This window comes from Pseudomonas sp. UMAB-08, from assembly GCF_900095225.1.
Classification (GTDB): Bacteria; Pseudomonadota; Gammaproteobacteria; order Pseudomonadales; family Pseudomonadaceae; genus Aquipseudomonas.
The window spans coordinates 16,734-31,995 of record NZ_LT607416.1 but is presented as its reverse complement, the minus strand read 5'-3'; the positions used below and the strand labels follow the sequence as shown (position 1 = coordinate 31,995).

14 protein-coding genes are annotated in these 15,262 nt (G+C 57.2%); 7 read left to right on the top strand and 7 right to left on the bottom strand.

Annotation, left to right across the window (positions count from 1 at the left end):
• Window positions 1–45 precede the first annotated feature (45 nt).
• Window positions 46–993, top strand: coding sequence for a LysR family transcriptional regulator (locus K0F75_RS05725; protein WP_219060895.1), 948 nt, complete (start codon window positions 46–48; stop codon window positions 991–993).
• Between the two features lie 111 nt (window positions 994–1,104).
• Entirely contained in the window at window positions 1,105–2,079 is a 975-nt protein-coding gene (locus K0F75_RS05720) for a D-glycerate dehydrogenase (protein WP_219060894.1), read from the top strand.
• A gap of 109 nt (window positions 2,080–2,188) precedes the next feature.
• Here the strand turns inward: K0F75_RS05720 and K0F75_RS05715 are convergent, their stop codons facing one another.
• Together K0F75_RS05715 and K0F75_RS05710 are read right to left on the bottom strand one after the other, a co-directional pair.
• Window positions 2,189–5,296: a TagA domain-containing protein gene (locus tag K0F75_RS05715; RefSeq protein ID WP_219060893.1), complete on the bottom strand. Its 3,108-nt coding sequence runs from the start codon at window positions 5,294–5,296 to the stop codon at window positions 2,189–2,191.
• Window positions 5,297–5,570: 274 nt separating this feature from the next.
• Window positions 5,571–6,482, bottom strand: coding sequence for a DMT family transporter (locus K0F75_RS05710; RefSeq protein ID WP_219060892.1), 912 nt, complete (start codon window positions 6,480–6,482; stop codon window positions 5,571–5,573).
• A 134-nt stretch (window positions 6,483–6,616) separates the two neighbouring features.
• On the opposite strand from K0F75_RS05710, the gene K0F75_RS05705 reads away from it, so the two are divergent.
• The 3 genes from K0F75_RS05705 (at window position 6,617) to K0F75_RS05695 (ending at window position 8,694) form a co-directional block, all read left to right on the top strand.
• Window positions 6,617–7,492 (top strand): AraC family transcriptional regulator, encoded by an 876-nt coding sequence (locus K0F75_RS05705; protein WP_219060891.1) that lies wholly within the window; start codon window positions 6,617–6,619, stop codon window positions 7,490–7,492.
• A 263-nt stretch (window positions 7,493–7,755) separates the two neighbouring features.
• Entirely contained in the window at window positions 7,756–8,187 is a 432-nt protein-coding gene (locus K0F75_RS05700) for an HPF/RaiA family ribosome-associated protein (RefSeq protein WP_219060890.1), read from the top strand.
• Window positions 8,188–8,364: 177 nt separating this feature from the next.
• Window positions 8,365–8,694: a DUF3509 domain-containing protein gene (locus K0F75_RS05695; protein WP_219060889.1), complete on the top strand. Its 330-nt coding sequence runs from the start codon at window positions 8,365–8,367 to the stop codon at window positions 8,692–8,694.
• Window positions 8,695–8,755: 61 nt separating this feature from the next.
• On the opposite strand, the gene K0F75_RS05690 is transcribed toward K0F75_RS05695, so the two are convergent.
• Window positions 8,756–9,244, bottom strand: coding sequence for a phosphate-starvation-inducible protein PsiE (locus tag K0F75_RS05690; RefSeq protein ID WP_219060888.1), 489 nt, complete (start codon window positions 9,242–9,244; stop codon window positions 8,756–8,758).
• A 364-nt stretch (window positions 9,245–9,608) separates the two neighbouring features.
• On the opposite strand from K0F75_RS05690, the gene K0F75_RS05685 reads away from it, so the two are divergent.
• Window positions 9,609–9,872 (top strand): YebG family protein, encoded by a 264-nt coding sequence (locus tag K0F75_RS05685; RefSeq protein ID WP_219060887.1) that lies wholly within the window; start codon window positions 9,609–9,611, stop codon window positions 9,870–9,872.
• Window positions 9,873–9,903: 31 nt separating this feature from the next.
• Here K0F75_RS05685 and K0F75_RS05680 read toward each other — a convergent pair whose 3' ends face one another.
• From K0F75_RS05680 to K0F75_RS05665, 4 genes are all read right to left on the bottom strand, one after another.
• Window positions 9,904–11,016, bottom strand: coding sequence for a dihydrolipoamide acetyltransferase family protein (locus K0F75_RS05680; protein WP_219060886.1), 1,113 nt, complete (start codon window positions 11,014–11,016; stop codon window positions 9,904–9,906).
• 11 nt (window positions 11,017–11,027) lie between these two features.
• Entirely contained in the window at window positions 11,028–12,014 is a 987-nt protein-coding gene (locus K0F75_RS05675) for an alpha-ketoacid dehydrogenase subunit beta (RefSeq protein WP_219060885.1), read from the bottom strand.
• Window positions 12,004–13,104: a pyruvate dehydrogenase (acetyl-transferring) E1 component subunit alpha gene (gene pdhA / locus K0F75_RS05670; protein ID WP_219060884.1), complete on the bottom strand. Its 1,101-nt coding sequence runs from the start codon at window positions 13,102–13,104 to the stop codon at window positions 12,004–12,006. Before pdhA ends, K0F75_RS05675 begins: the two co-directional genes overlap by 11 nt.
• 90 nt (window positions 13,105–13,194) lie before the next feature.
• Window positions 13,195–14,217 carry a Glu/Leu/Phe/Val dehydrogenase dimerization domain-containing protein gene (locus tag K0F75_RS05665; protein ID WP_219060883.1) on the bottom strand — a complete coding sequence of 341 codons (1,023 nt, stop codon included), beginning with the start codon at window positions 14,215–14,217 and terminating at the stop codon, window positions 13,195–13,197.
• A gap of 239 nt (window positions 14,218–14,456) precedes the next feature.
• Here K0F75_RS05665 and K0F75_RS05660 point away from each other — a divergent pair, with 239 nt between their 5' ends.
• Window positions 14,457–15,260: a SirB1 family protein gene (locus K0F75_RS05660; protein WP_219060882.1), complete on the top strand. Its 804-nt coding sequence runs from the start codon at window positions 14,457–14,459 to the stop codon at window positions 15,258–15,260.
• Window positions 15,261–15,262 lie beyond the last annotated feature (2 nt).

Genomic DNA, 15,262 nt, shown 5'->3' with positions numbered 1-15,262 from the left:
TGTTACTTCATGTCACACTTTGCCAATCTCATCAGAGAACTGCCAATGGATACCCTGCAAAACATGCGCGCTTTCAGTTGCGTGGCGCAAGCGGGAAGCTTTACTGCCGCAGCAGTACAGCTCGACACCACCACCGCCAATGTATCGCGTGCAGTCTCGAATCTTGAAGCGCACCTGCAAACCCGACTGCTCAATCGCACCACACGGCGGATTGCCCTCACGGAAGCAGGCAAACGCTACCTGTTGCGCTGTGAACAAATCCTCGGGTACGTCGAAGAAGCCGAAGCTGAAGCCAGTGATGCTCACGCTCGCCCCGCCGGACAGCTGAAAGTCCATTCGATGACCGGCGTCGGCCAGCATTACGTCATCGATGCCATCGCCCGTTATCGCAAGCATCACCCGGACGTGACCTTCGACCTGACCATGGCCAACCGCGCGCCCGACCTGCTCAACGAGGGTTACGACGTTTCCATCGTCCTGGCCAGCGAGCTGCCGGATTCGGGTTTCGTTTCCCAACGCCTGGGGATCACCTACAGCATCGTTTGCGCCTCGCCGGCCTACGTCAAAGCCTTCGGTGCTGCGCAAAAGCCCCAAGACCTGCTCAACCATGCCTGTTTGCGCCTGGTCAGCCCGGTGATTCCGCTGGAAAAGTGGTTGTTTGATGGTCCTGAAGGTCAGGAGATGGTCACCATTGTCACCTCGCCCTTCCTGGTCAACTCGGCCGACGCCATGAAAACCGCGATCTGCAGTGGCATGGGCGTGGGGATTCTGCCGATTTACTCCGCCATCGAAGGATTGCGCAACGGCACGCTGGTACGGGTCCTGCCCAACTACCGCTCGCAGGAACTGAACCTGTACGCCATCTACCCGTCTCGCCAATACCTGGATGCGAAGATCAGGACGTGGGTCGAATACCTGCGCGGCTCACTGCCAGAGATTCTGGCCGCCCATGAAGCCGACTTGAAAACCCACGATTTGATGAACATCGTCTGACCTGTTTCGTCCGGCAGAAGAATCCCCTCGAAAGAACCAGATGCCCAGGGACGGGCAAGAATGTTAGCGTGCTACGCACTGACCATTCGAACGTCCGAGAGTATCTGCCTGATGAAAAAGACCGTACTTGCCTTCAGCCGCGTGTCCCCTGAAATGGCCGAGCGCCTGCAGCAAGATTTCAACGTGATCGTACCCAACCCCAAGCTTGGCGATATGAACGCGCAGTTCAATGACGCGCTACCGCACGCCCACGGTCTGATCGGCGCGGGCCGCACGCTGGGCCGCGAACAATTGCACAGTGCCGCCAAACTGGAAGTGGTGTCGAGCATTTCAGTGGGCTACGACAATTACGAGCTGGGCTATTTCAACGAGCGCGGCATCATGCTCACCAACACCCCGGATGTATTGACCGAAAGCACCGCCGACCTGGCCTTCGCCCTGCTCATGAGCAGCGCCCGACGCGTTGCCGAACTGGACGCCTGGACCAAGGCTGGCCAGTGGAAACGCACGGTCGAAGCCTCGCATTTCGGCACCGACGTGCATGGCAAGACCTTGGGGATCGTCGGCATGGGCAACATCGGCGCGGCCATCGCCCGTCGTGGCCATTTCGGATTCAACATGCCGATCCTGTACAGCGGCAACAGCCGCAAGACCTCGCTGGAACAGGAAATGGGCGCGCAATACCGCAGCCTCGATCAACTGCTGGCTGAATCCGACTTCGTCTGCCTCGTCGTGCCGTTGAGTGAAAAGACCAAGCACCTGATCAGCACCCGCGAACTGGCGCTGATGAAATCCAGTGCGATCCTGATCAACATCTCTCGCGGCCCGGTGGTCGACGAACCGGCGCTGATCGAAGCCCTGCAGCAAGGCACTATTCGTGGCGCCGGTCTGGATGTGTACGAAAAAGAACCGCTGGCCGAATCACCGCTGTTCCAGTTGAGCAACGCAGTCACCCTGCCGCACATCGGTTCCGCTACGCACGAGACACGCCAGGCCATGGCCGATCGCGCCTATGCCAACTTGCGCAGCGCGTTGTTGGGTGAGCGACCGCAGGATCTGGTCAATCCACAGGTGTGGAAGGGCTAGATAATCTCGGTCGATAAGCCATTCTCGATCATCTACAGCAAACGGGTTACCGCTCGTTAATTAACCCCCTCGACGTCCGATGCAATGTCGGACATCGAGGGGCCTTCTTTTAACGTGCCTCCAGCGCCGTAATAAACTCTCCGGTTGCACTATTTTGCAATTTTATAGCCTTGTCGTGAGCGGCCATGTCTCCGTTCGCCCTCCAGATAAACGCTGGATTATTTGTATCGCACTTCCCCAGGGTCAATCCACTTTGCAGGCAACTGCGCGCACCACGCTCACTCACCATAAACGTTTGATCTACTTGAGAGGCTGAGGTTTGAACCGGAATGAAATGCCATTCTTGCGCCTGCCCAGCCGGAGTACTGTCGTTAAGGCAGGCTTGCAACGTGGTCCCTTGTGCCGCCGGAGTCCTGCATTCCTGAATCGGCAAAGAGGTTATACGGCGGAGAGGCGAAAGGTCGTCAAACATCAGTTTATCGAAAACCTGATGAGGACTGTCACTGTAAGACGTCATCAGCACACTGGCGGTCGGTAGAGCAGTAACGAACTCCTGGCTAGCACCGACTGTCAACCTGACCGCCCTGGCACCCTTGGTCATCACCTGATAGGTACTCCACCGTTGAGCACTGTTGGTCGTGTCGCACGGCGAAAGTCCAAGCTTATCATTCAGGCAGCCCTTATTTGTCATAAGAGACAACACAGGCGCCATGTACTCTTCAAGCGGAGTAGTAGCCACCAGCACAGGCAGCTTCCATGCGATACGCGGATCCAGCGGATTACACGGAAGTTGCGTCAGCCGCCCCTCAGGCGCTCCGAGGCACAATCCAGTGCCCTGTGAACGCAGGTACTGCACGGCTAGATAGTCCCCAGGGGGGCCATTATCGGTTCCGACCACAATCGGAGCAACCAATGTGGGGGCCCGCAGATCACGTACATCTATTGGCTTATCATTCCTGAGGAGCGTTGCGCTGACAGGTTTCTGTTCGGAGGGTATGTTTAGGGTCACAGTTAACATATCGTCAATACTGACCCCTCCAGCATACAAAACCCTCGTTTCCGGGGCGCCGTAGGTGTACTCGACACGTAACGTGTACTCAGAGGGAGTAAGGTCCTGAGCTTGACGATAGAAAATTTGTTTATTCCCCTGGGATGCAGACATAGCCAATAATCCGTCCTCGGAGGGCACAATAAACTTTCCATCCTGTGCCGACTGAAGCATTATTTTTATATCGCTATTGGTCTCGTCCTTGCGTCCGTGCCAACGGTTGTTCACGGTGACGGGAGAGCACGATGAAAACTGCAGGTTACTCGTCAGGCAGGTCCCGCTTTTCGAGTTCATCATTGTAAATATCGGACTCGATGATTCGTTGGAAGGATCACTGGGCTGTGGTGTTAATTGCCAGAGCTGTTCTCCTACGCCCAATTCACAACGCTCTTGTGTTAACCGCCCGTTATTACCCAACGCCAGGCATTTCCCGGTTTCCCGGGACTGAAGCAGCTCCCCCGGAACGGCGGCGAGTGCACGGTTGCGCCCAATAGAATTCGATATAGGCGCAGGGGCAAAAACATTTCCATAATTCGAAATGATCGGCGGGTATATCTGACTCAGTTTCTCCGCATCGTGAGAAGGGGCCGCTAACGTCATCACCAGTGTATGGACCGGCACGCCCTTCAGGACAGGGACCTCGTCCGCCTTGAGAAGCGAAATGACTTTCCCTCGCTCACGGGTATCGTCAGAAATGTCTGGATCGATCTGTCTGACGTCATCAGCCTTCGCTTGGTTTTGTTCGCATGGCACAGAAACAACAGGGGCAGGACGATGGTCATCCCATAAATCCGCATACACCAACCCGGCAGGAAAACTACCGAAGCGCTGCTGAACCCGCAACGTCTGTTGATGGCTGTACGGTGCGATATAACGCGTCCAGTCTTTTATCGCCGATGGATCACTTAGCCTCAGTGCCTCAAACGCATCAATCAACGGCGCTGAAGCCGTGTGCGCAGCCCAAGGAGGCGTCAATATCCCTCCAACGACATGATTGAAATAGTGGTAGCCAAGGTAATCTACGCAAAGACCATACTTTTTGGGATCAGGATGGTAGTTGGGTAACATCGTATTGTCATAGGAGCGATAGGCCCAATCCTCATAACGAACCGGCGTACTGTGAGGAAGGCCCAGAGCATGGCCAGTCTCATGCCAAAAGCCTACAGGCCTGTTAGGGTAATTACAGCTGTTGCTGCCGCAGCTCGCGCCAACACCTGGCGGGAGGACGGGGATATCACTGGGGACGTCCAGCAGTTGACCCGTGATCGCCACATACTTACCGGGTGCCTTGAACCCTAAGTTGGATGCCGCTCTCCAAAAAATACCCATGCCAAGTTTTGCCGGCAAGGTGAGGTCCCCGTATTTCGCCCATTCATGATAATTATTACCCGAATAGCGATGTGGCTTTCCATCAGACCCCATTGCAATCACATAGGGCCAATAAGAGCTTCCCATCCCGAGCAGCAGATTCTTTACCGGTAACTCCGAGAACATTTCCCGTGCCGCAATCCTCGCCAACTCAGGGTTTTTTTCCATGTCGAATTGATCCAGGGCGACATTGCAACTGCCCTCGGCCTTGAAGACGCAGCCCTTGATATTCATTAAAACAAGGCCTTCGCTTTCATTGGTCATGAACACTGTTTTACTGGCGTTGAGAACGCCGACCTTGCCGGGGTCGTTATTGACAAAAAACTTGATATTAACTCCCGACTTGAATGCATTCCAAGGGATCAAGTAGGAAAATGCACCGGGTCGAAAAGGTGGGTACTCGCCCACGATGGTTTTACCGGAAAAAACATTCTCCTCATCATACTTTGCCGTACGAGGAAAGTTTTGGGGTTTTTCCATGGCAACTGTTTTTTCCACGCCATCGACCGTGATAACAAGGCTCACGGCAGTGACATTTCCAGTGGGGGTAAAGATAACCAATGCTTCCCGTTCTGGCACAAGCAACGGATCAAAAATCCTTCGAGTGGCTGCAACGACATGGGTTTGCGCGAAATCGACCTGACCCTGTACTGCGCCCTCAAGATCATTGCGTAGCGCTGTTACCTGGGTCGCTTGAACAGCCTGAGGTTGTTCAGGATCGGCAGCGTGTACCGGAAACGCCAGAGTGCTCAAGGCTGCCAGCAAGGCCGCATGAACAACGTGAGCATTATTCTCGTTCATATTTTTGTCCTTTAAAATATGATGAATGGCTATAAACGCCAACATTCAGACACCCACCCGCCTCGGGTATAAGCACTCGCTCCTGAAGCAGATTAATGCCTGGCCCACCGTTATCGTGAGCGTGTTAAGTGTTTAACTTCTGCTTCACGGGCGTCAACTGTCAGAACTGACAGTTGACAACTTATCCGGCGCATGCGGTAACACCTTAATGATGTATTACCGGACTTTTTAACTGAAAAAGTTCTTTATGACACGCCCCATAGAGCCAATAAAACTAACCGACTTTATTCAGTACAGGTTCCTTGATTGAAGGACTTGGACGAACCTTGCGAAACACCAGCACATTCCCCAGCATCACCAACACCAGCCCCGCCAGCGCGGGCAGTGTCCATTGATAGCCCTCGACGGACGCCGAGATGTTCAGCGCGACCACCGGGAACAGCACCGTGCAATACGCAGCGCGTTCCGGCCCCATGCGTCCGACCAGGGTCAGGTAAGCGGTAAAGCCGATGACCGAGCCGGCAATCACCAGATACACCAGGGAGCCGACGTAGCGCGTGTTCCATTCGAAGCTGAAGGGCGTACCGCTGAGTAGACAATACACACTGAGCATCGCCGCACCGTAGAGCATCCCCCAGGCATTGGTGGTCAGGGGGCGCAGGCCAGCTTTTTGTTGCAGGCTGGACAACAGATTCCCGGCAGAGAAGCACAGCGTGCCGAGCAGGGCCAGGCCCAGACCGAGCAAGGTTTCATGGCTGGCCATACGCCCGGACAGTTCGGGCCAGAACAAACACGCCAGACCGATCAGCCCCAACGCCCCCCCGGCCAGCACATTACGCGCGACTTTCTGGCGGAAAAAAATCCGGGCATTCAGTGCGTTCCACAGCGTCGAGGTGGAAAACACCACGGCGATCAAGCCGCTGGGGATCCACTGACTGGCCGTGTAGAAGCACATGAAGTTGACGCAAAACAGGCATAGGCCCTGCGCAAGGCAAATGAGTTGCCCGCGCCGATTGACCTTTTGCAGGCGCCCGCTCAACAGCAGCATCACGAACAACACCAAAGCCGCGAAGCCGAAGCGATAGACAATCGACACCGGAATCGCCACGACGCCGAGCTGCAATTTCAGAGCAATCCAGGTCGTACCCCAGATCAAAACGGTGAGTAGATAAAGCGAAATGTTCATCGTCGGGCTCCTGAATGAAGCCTCAGTCTGGCGTTTTGCTTGAGCGCCGACTTGCACAATCTTGCGCATTTAATCGAGCAGAGGCTGGCAGCATGGACGCTACGGAGTAGGATGCGAATCGGAGAGAAACAGCTATGCCACCACTGGAAACCATCCAAGTCTTTCAAGCCCTGAACAGCTCGCCCAACGCTCGTCTGGAACAAAGCGCGGGCCTGGGTGACGGCATGGTCGCGGCCCTCTGGAACAACCGGCACGATGCGCAGGAGTATCAGGCGCCGAGCCACCACACGTTGTCCTGCTACATAGCTGGCGGCACCGGGACGTTTCGCCGCGACCAGCCCAACGACAAGGGCGGACCGGGCAAGTTGTGTGTGTTGCCCGCCGGACATGAATCCGCGTGGGTGATCAATGGCGAGATCCGTCTTGCACACCTGTACATCAGCCCCGAGCAATTCTCGCTGGGCTGCGTCACCCTGCTGGACCGTGAGCCCCGCGAGCTGCAACTGCGCGAAAGCACCTTCATCGACGACCCCGAACAAGTGCAGCGTTTTCGCCAGTTGATCCAGCTCAACTGGAGCGAACCCGGCGAGCGTCTGCTGACCAGCAGCCTGGCCCACGACATGCTCAGCCATGCCCTGCTCAGTCAGGTTGGCCAGCGTGAAGGTCTACGCCTCAAGGGCGGCTTGGCTCCGCACCTGCGGCGGCAGTTGGTGGACTACATCGAGAACCACTTGGCTGCCCCCCTCAGCCTTGGGCTACTGGCGGGGCAATGCGCGCTGTCCGAATACCACTTCGCCCGCATGTTCCGCGAAAGCTTCGGCCTGCCGCCCCATCAATATCTGCTCGCCCGCCGCCTGGCCCATGCCCGGCACCTGCTGCGTACCGGCAACCAAGCGTTCGGCGATATCGCCATGGCCTGCGGTTTTGCCAGCGCGAGTCACTTCAACAATCGGTTCCGCCAGGCAATGGGCGCGACGCCGGGGGAATACCGGTTGGCGTTTACCCGGTAATTGATTGACGCCTTCGCAGAGGAATATTGACCCTTCGGCAGCGCCTACAAAAATCAGCGCGGGCGCCCCGCCTAAGCCCGTCGCTGACGGTCGAATCCCGGCCCACCATCCCTGGCTTTTTCCACGTCAAAATATTTCTATGCACAAAGGGCTTGAATTGTTTCCTAATCGGCGCCAACACTGAGGGTGAGAGGCGAATGGTTTGAACTCCCCGAGCGAAACCGTCAGTTCTCATACGAGCAAGCCTAAGTAAGGGAAAATCTATGCAAATCCAGGTCAATTGCGATAACCACATCGAAAACAGCATCCGACTGGAGGAGTGGGTACGTACCACCGTTGAGAGCACGCTCGAACGCTACGAAGAAGACCTGACTCGCGTCGAAGTCCATCTCCGCGACGAAAATGGCGACAAGCCAGGCCCGCATGACAAACGCTGCCAGATGGAAGCTCGTCCAAAAGGACACCAACCGATTTCAGTCACCCACAAAGCCGATACGCTGGACAGGGCTGTGGAAGGCGCGGCGGAAAAACTCGAGCATGCCCTTGAGCATTTGTTCGGTAAAATGCGTGACAAACGTGCAGGCGCGCCAGTAGCAGAAGGCGGTCTGGAAGAGGGTGCAGAAAACCCGGACGCCCTGCTTCAGGAAGAGTTTTTGGAAAAAGAACTCGAAAAGGATGAGGCGCTGCTCGGCTAATCCGGCAGCACGATTGATTTCAATGACATAGCGGTTGAAGCAATCACTTAAAGAAGGGCGGGCCTGTGCAAACAGGCCCGCCCTTCTTCGTCAGGACGTCGGATTGATCAGGCTTCGCGAACTTAATCCGCCCACCGCAGGTCAACTTAGGGAGACTTCTTGACTAGGTAACAGGCCATGGACAACCCTTTTCAACTCATCACCGATGCCTTCCAGCCCCAATACCGGGTCAACCTGAGCATCCAGAGCCTTGAAGGCAGCATCATGCTGACCTTGTCCAATGAAACGGGTGTCGTCGCCAAACGCCTCATCAGTGCCGCACAGCGCAACGAACCCAAACGTATGCGCCGCCTGATTGAAAGCGTGCAATTCGGCATCGCCATCGAGCAAGGCCACAGCGCCATGAAGATTCTTACCGCCATGACCGACGGCGATAACCTCAATCAACTGCACGTGCCGCGCAAAGACTGGCTGAGCAATCAACCCCATCTGAGGATCAGCGTCTAGACGCGAGAAAATCGGGGCCGCGTTCAAACTAAACCCAGCCCCGTGCAGGCCAACCTACCGGTCAAACCTCCCCTTTCTCTTCAATTACGGCACCTTTTACAGTGCTGTGCGGGTCAGGGATTTTCGCTGATGGGTACTTCGACGAAGCGTATCGCACGACCAGAATCGAAAAGGCGAGCAAGAGGATGGCGCCCGAGAGATAGACCACTCCCAGATCCGGTGGCGCATGGTGCGACACATCCGAAATCAACAACCGGGTGAGTGCCGTGATCGCGACGTAAATCAGAAAGCGCACGGGCATGTGATTGGTCTTGAAATAAATCCCTGTCATCGCCCCTAATTCCAGGTAAATGAACAGCAACAAGATGTCATCAACCGTGACGTTTCCCTTCTCGACCATCCCCAGAAAAGCAACCACAGAAGCCCAGGCAGTGATCCCGCCAATCGCGAACAGCGCCATGAAATGGAAGCCTTCGACGCAGAGATTGCCGAATGACTCCGCTCGAGAATGCAGGTTTTCGCGGAGCTTTTCCGCCCATTTGGTTTCCATGATGCTTACCCCTGACCTTTCAATTTTAAAAAACGACTAACCCTGTCCGTATGAATCATCGGTGGGGCTGCTCTTGAGACAGATCCCGACACCCGCTATGGGCAACTCGATCGGATGATGCGGTACCCACGTGACTGTTTTCCGTTGTGCTGCATTTTGTAGCAGCTTTCCAAGCAGAATCGGGGCCAAAGTCTATGGTTGAGAGCGTGGTGCGGTGTCGCAAGACACATCTCAGCCCTCATCCGATGCACAGGGCAGCAAAAATGCCACTATCCAAATCGGATCGGTTCGCTTATGCTTTTAGCTGTATAAAAATACAGTAGTCGCTAAAGACACATTATCGTAAAGGCATGTGAGGTGGTGAATGGCCGTCGAAGTGGTATACCGCAGCAGCCGAGATCTGGAGCGTTTGTTCATGGATAAAGCCGAAGCTGATCGTCATGACAAAATGCTTGAGCTGGCCGAGTTGCTCGCCGAAGTATTGCAAAGAGCAGTGCCGTCGTTGACGGAGTCACAAGTGGAAGAAGCCGGGATTTACATGGCGAAAAATCGTGATGTTTTCGCCAAGGCCTTCAAGAGCCAGCCGGACGCACTCTCCGAGTTGCTCAGTGCGCCGTTGGAAGAATGACGTTAATGCGGTGTGTCCGGCACACCGCGTGTCAATCACCCTCAGGCATTTCCAGCGCCACCACCAGCGCTTTGAAAAATCTCGCCGCCTCCCCGCCGGTCACGGCACGATGGTCGAAGGTCAATGACAGCGGCAATATTGGATGCACCACCACGTTGCCGTTCACGGCAACCGGCTCGTCACGAATGCCGCCAGCACCGAGGATCGCCACTTGTGGCGGGATGACCACCGGGTTGGCGTAACGACCGAACAAGGTGCCGAAATTGGACAGGGTCAGGGTCGCGCCCATCATTTCTTTAGGCGGAATCGAACGCGCTTTGACGTCAGCCCGCAGTCGGTCCATACCCTCTTTCAAATCCGCCGCTGTACGGTTGCCAACATCGCGCAACACCGGCACGAACAAGCCGTCAGGCGTATCAATGGCAATTCCCAGATCGAGCGTTTCATGCTGCTTGATCGATAAGGACTTACCCTCAAACCCACTGTTGAGCACCGGCTCTACCTTGCACGCAGCCACCAGGGCTTGGCCCAAACGAATCAAGGGGTCGCGAGCGTGCCCCCAGCGGTGTAAATCGGCGTCAGCAAAAATCGTCACCGGCACCACTTCGGCATGGGAGCGGGCCATGTTCAGCGCCATGCTGCGACGCACACCGTGCAGTTTTTCTCCGCCAAATTTATCGCGTTCCACATGCGCCGCGCCTTCGACATCGGTGCGGGTGATCAGGCCATCGCGGCCAGAGCCACTCAAGGCACTGAGTTCAACGCCAAGCTGTCGGGCCAACTGGCGCACCGCAGGCGTGGCGCGGGTGGCCATGTGTTCGCGAGTCGATGGCGCCGCGCCAATAAAAAACTGATCGTCCTGACTGTTGCCGCCGCCTTCAAGACGCCCAACCACTGTGCCGGCATCGCCCTCCCCTTCATAAGCCATCAGCGGCTCACCCACGTGCAGGATGTCACCCTCACCGCCATAGGTTTTCGCCACTACGCCATCGTACGGCGCAGGAATATCGACAATAGCTTTGGCGGTTTCCACCGACACGAGCAACTGATCGGTCTTGACCGTTTCGCCCGCCGCGACGTGCCATCGGACAATCTCGGCTTCCTGCAAACCTTCGCCCAGGTCCGGCAGTTTGAAATACTTCATGGCTGGCCTCCTCAGGCGAAATTCAAGGCGTTGTCACACGCGTGAAGGATGTCCGCAACGCCGGGGATGTACAGATGCTCCAGCCGATACAGCGGCGGCGGGATGTCTGGCGCGGTGACCCGCTGGATCGGCGCCTGCAAATCCAGGAATACCCGTTCATAGAGGCTGGCCGCGATTTCCGCGCCCACGCCACACGAACGCGGCGCTTCGTGGACGATCACACAGCGTCCGGTTTTACGCACCGAAGCCTCCAGAGTGTCGAGGTCCAGTGGCTTGACGCAGGCGACATCGATCACTTCAGCCGACACGCCTCGCTCCGCCAGCGCGCTGGCGGCTTGCAGGGTTTCGAGCACACTGGCGCCCCAACTGATCAGGGTGATGTCACCGCCTTCACGCAGGGTGAAGCAGGTGTCCAGCGGCAGTCGTTTGCCATCGTCCACCAACGGTTGCGGGTTCATCCGGTAAAGACGCGTCGGCTCGAGAAAGATAACCGGGTCAGGGTCATCGATGGCCGCCAGCAGCAAACCATAGGCCCGTGCTGGCGAAGATGGGATGACCACACGCAAGCCGGGAATATGCGCGAACAGTGCTTCGGTGCTTTCACTGTGATGCTCGGGTGCGCGAATCCCCGCGCCCATCGGGGTGCGCATCACCATGGGGCAACTCAAGCGACCCCGTGTGCGATTGCGCAAGCGGGCGGCGTGGGACACCAACTGCTCCATGGCGGCATAGATGAAGCCCATGAACTGGATTTCCACCACCGGTTTCAACCCCTGCGCCGCCATGCCGATCACCAGGCCACCCAGCATGGTTTCAGCCAGCGGCGAATCGATGACGCGTTTGAAACCGAAGCTGTCGCGTAAACCTTGAGTGGCGCGGAACACTCCGCCGTTAACGCCAACGTCCTCACCCAGGATCACCATATTTTCGTCTTCAGCCATGGCCCGATGCAGCGCCAGATTGACCGCCCCCAGCAGCGTGACTTTTTCATTCGTCATGAGCGCCACTCCCGGCACGACGCGTCGCCCGCTCAAGGAACCATTCGCGCTGCTCTGCCAGGGCCGCCGGCCATTTGGCGTAGACGTGATCGATCACCGACTCAGGCGCTTGAGTGCCGGCGCTGTCGAAGGCATCCACTGCCTTCTGCACCAACGCCTGGCATTCACTGATCAGCGCCCGCTCGCGACCCTCATCCCAGACACCCTGGCTCACCATGAACGACTGCAGGCGTTTGACCGGCTCTTCCAGCCACGCGTGCTTGACCTCTTCAGCCGAACGGTAACGAGTGGCGTCATCCGCAGTGGTGTGGTCGCCGAGGCGATAACTCAGGCACTCCAGCAACACCGGACCTTTGCCTTTGCGGGCGCGCGCCAAGGCGATCTGCACCCTGTCGTAGACCGCCAGCATGTCGTTGCCGTCGACCTGCTCCCCCTGAAAACCGGCACCGATGGCTTTTTGCGCCAGCGTCGGCGCGCCGCACTGGATGCGTCGGGGCACAGAAATCGCCCACTGGTTGTTATTGATCACGAACACCACGGGCAGTTGCCAGGTGCCCGCGACGTTGAGCGCCTCGAGGAAATCCCCCTTGCTAGTTGCGCCGTCGCCGCAGGTGGTCACCACCACCCGATGCTCGCCACGAATCTTGAACGCAGTGGCGACACCGCAGGCATGCAAGGCCTGGGTTGCAATAGGAATGCTCAACGGAAAGTCCTGGGCTACGGCCGGTTCGGCATAGTTGCTGCCGCGTTCGTCGCCCCCCCAATAAAGAAGAATTTCCTCCATACGCACACCGCGCAACAGTTGCACGGCCGTGTCGCGGTAGTAGGGAACCAATACATCTTCAGGTTGCATCAGGCTGCCAATGGCGACCCCGATGGCTTCTTGGCCGAGGGTCGGCGCGTACGTGCCAATGCGCCCGGTGCGTTGCAGCGCGACGACTTTCTGGTCGAACAGGCGGGTCAACACCATTTGCCGATAGAGCCGGGTAAGAAGATTGAAGTCATCCGCCCAGCGCGGACATTCGCCGACCAGGCCACCCTCTGGGGTGAGATAGCGGGTGTATGCGATATCGATCTTGTTATAGGGCACAGCACCCTCCCAACACGAGACGGTATGCGTGGTGACCCGTCTCTCGCCGCGTATGACGACAAGGTCCTGCCGGGTGACACCGGGTAGGTGCTAGCCGACGTTCAGCAGGCGTTCTGCCAACATATCGGCGACGCGCGCGGGGGAGCGCTTCTCCGCTTGGGCGTGGGCAAAAACCTCAGTTAATCGTAGTCCGATTCGCGACAGATGCGCGGTGATGGTGCCCAGTGCTTCCCCCTGATGCTGCAGGGCGACATAGATCAGGCCACCGGAGTTAATCACGTAATCCGGTGCATAAAGAATGCCTCGGTTCTCCAGATGATCGGCAACCTGCAAGCTGCTCAGCTGATTGTTGGCCGCCCCCGCCACTGCCGCACAACGCAGTTGAGCGACACTATGACTCGTGAGGATGGCGCCCAGCCCGCAGGGCGCAAGAATGTCGCACGGCGTGCTGAGTAACGCTTCGCAAGCAATTGGATGTGCGCCCAGTTGCTCCATCGCCAATTGCACCTTGCCGCTGTCCAGATCGCTGACCAGCAGTTCAGCGCCTGCCGCATGCAGTTGTTCGGCCAAGGCATAACCGACATGCCCGAGCCCCTGAATCGCCACCCGCAGACCTTCAAGATTATCGCTACCCAGTCGCGCCAGCGCCGTGGTGCGAATACCGGCGAACACGCCCATGGCAGTGTGCGGCGAAGGGTCGCCCGCTTCGGTGGTACTGGTGACATGTTGGGTGCGCTGGGCGATGCAATCCATGTCGGCACTGGAGGTACCACTGTCGACAGCGGTGATGTACCGACCGTCCAGGGTTTCGATAAAGCGGCCGAAGGATTCGAACAACGCGGCGCGATTAGGAACATGCGCAGGACGCATGATCACCGCTTTGCCGCCGCCAAAAGGCAATCCGGCCAGCACCGCTTTGTAACTCATGTTTTGCGCCAGACGAATGGCGTCCTCGATGGCGCTTTCCTCATCCACATAGGCAAGGTAACGGCACCCGCCGAGGGCCGGACCTTTTTTGCTGTTGTGAATCGCGATCACCGCTTTGAGTCCGGTTTCGGGATCCACGATGAAGTGTAACGTTTCAACGTTTGAGCTTTGCATGAGAGCGAACATCGGTATTGCTCCCGGTTCTTTTTTCTACTGCGAGTATAGGTGCTGGCAAAAAAAACGACTGATCGCTCAAGCATAAGTAAACCCATGCGGACCGGCTTCAAGGCATAACGCTCATGCCCCTGGCTCAGCGGCAGCGACGGTACTGGACGAAATCGACCGCTGGGGCTAAAACAGGGCATGTGAGGGCAGATGAATAGTTCGCCGTATGGCCCCGTGCGCCTGATCCACCGGAGAGGTCGATGACCCCACGTCAAGCTTGCATCGCCTGCCTGCAACGAACGCCACCTTCAGCCTTTGAAGCGGCTTTGTGGGTGTCGGCCGAACATGATCCGGAGTTTTTACCGCAACAAGCGCTTCAAAATATCGAGGATCTGAAGCGCCAGGTCAGTGCTGCCCTGCCGATGTTACCGGCGGGCGAATTGGCGCAACCCTTGCTGCGCCAATTGAGCACGATGGGGTTTCAACAGGACGACTGGAGTCATCCAAAACCCCAGTCGGCGTTGCTGCACAACATTTTGCAGCGCCGCCGTGGACAACCTCTGGGACTGGCGATCATTGCCCTGGAGCTGGCCAGGCGTCTGGACATCCCGCTGGAGGGTGTCAACTTTCCGGGGCATTTTCTGCTGCGGGTGCCGGGTGCCGACCACCTCCTCGATCCCTGCGGAGGACGCAGGCTTTACCCTAAAGATTGCCGCGAACTGCTGACCCGCCAATTTGGCCCGGACATGCAACTCCAGTCCGGGCACATGGTTCGCGCCACCGACATGGCGATGGTGCAACGCTTGTCTCGCAACCTGCGGCACCTGCATCAACTAAACGATGATTTCCTGGCGTCGCTCAAGGACGCTGACCGAGTGGTGGAACTGGGCGAGGCGACCGCCAGCGATCACCTCGCCCGTGCCAGCCTGTACCAGTCACTCGAATGCCCGCAGGCTGAACGCTTCGACCTCGAACATGCGTTGTTACTCAGCGACGATCCGATTCAACGCTTGCGTCTGACTGAACGGTTGAGCCATTTGCCGCCCACCAGTGCGCTTCACTAGAC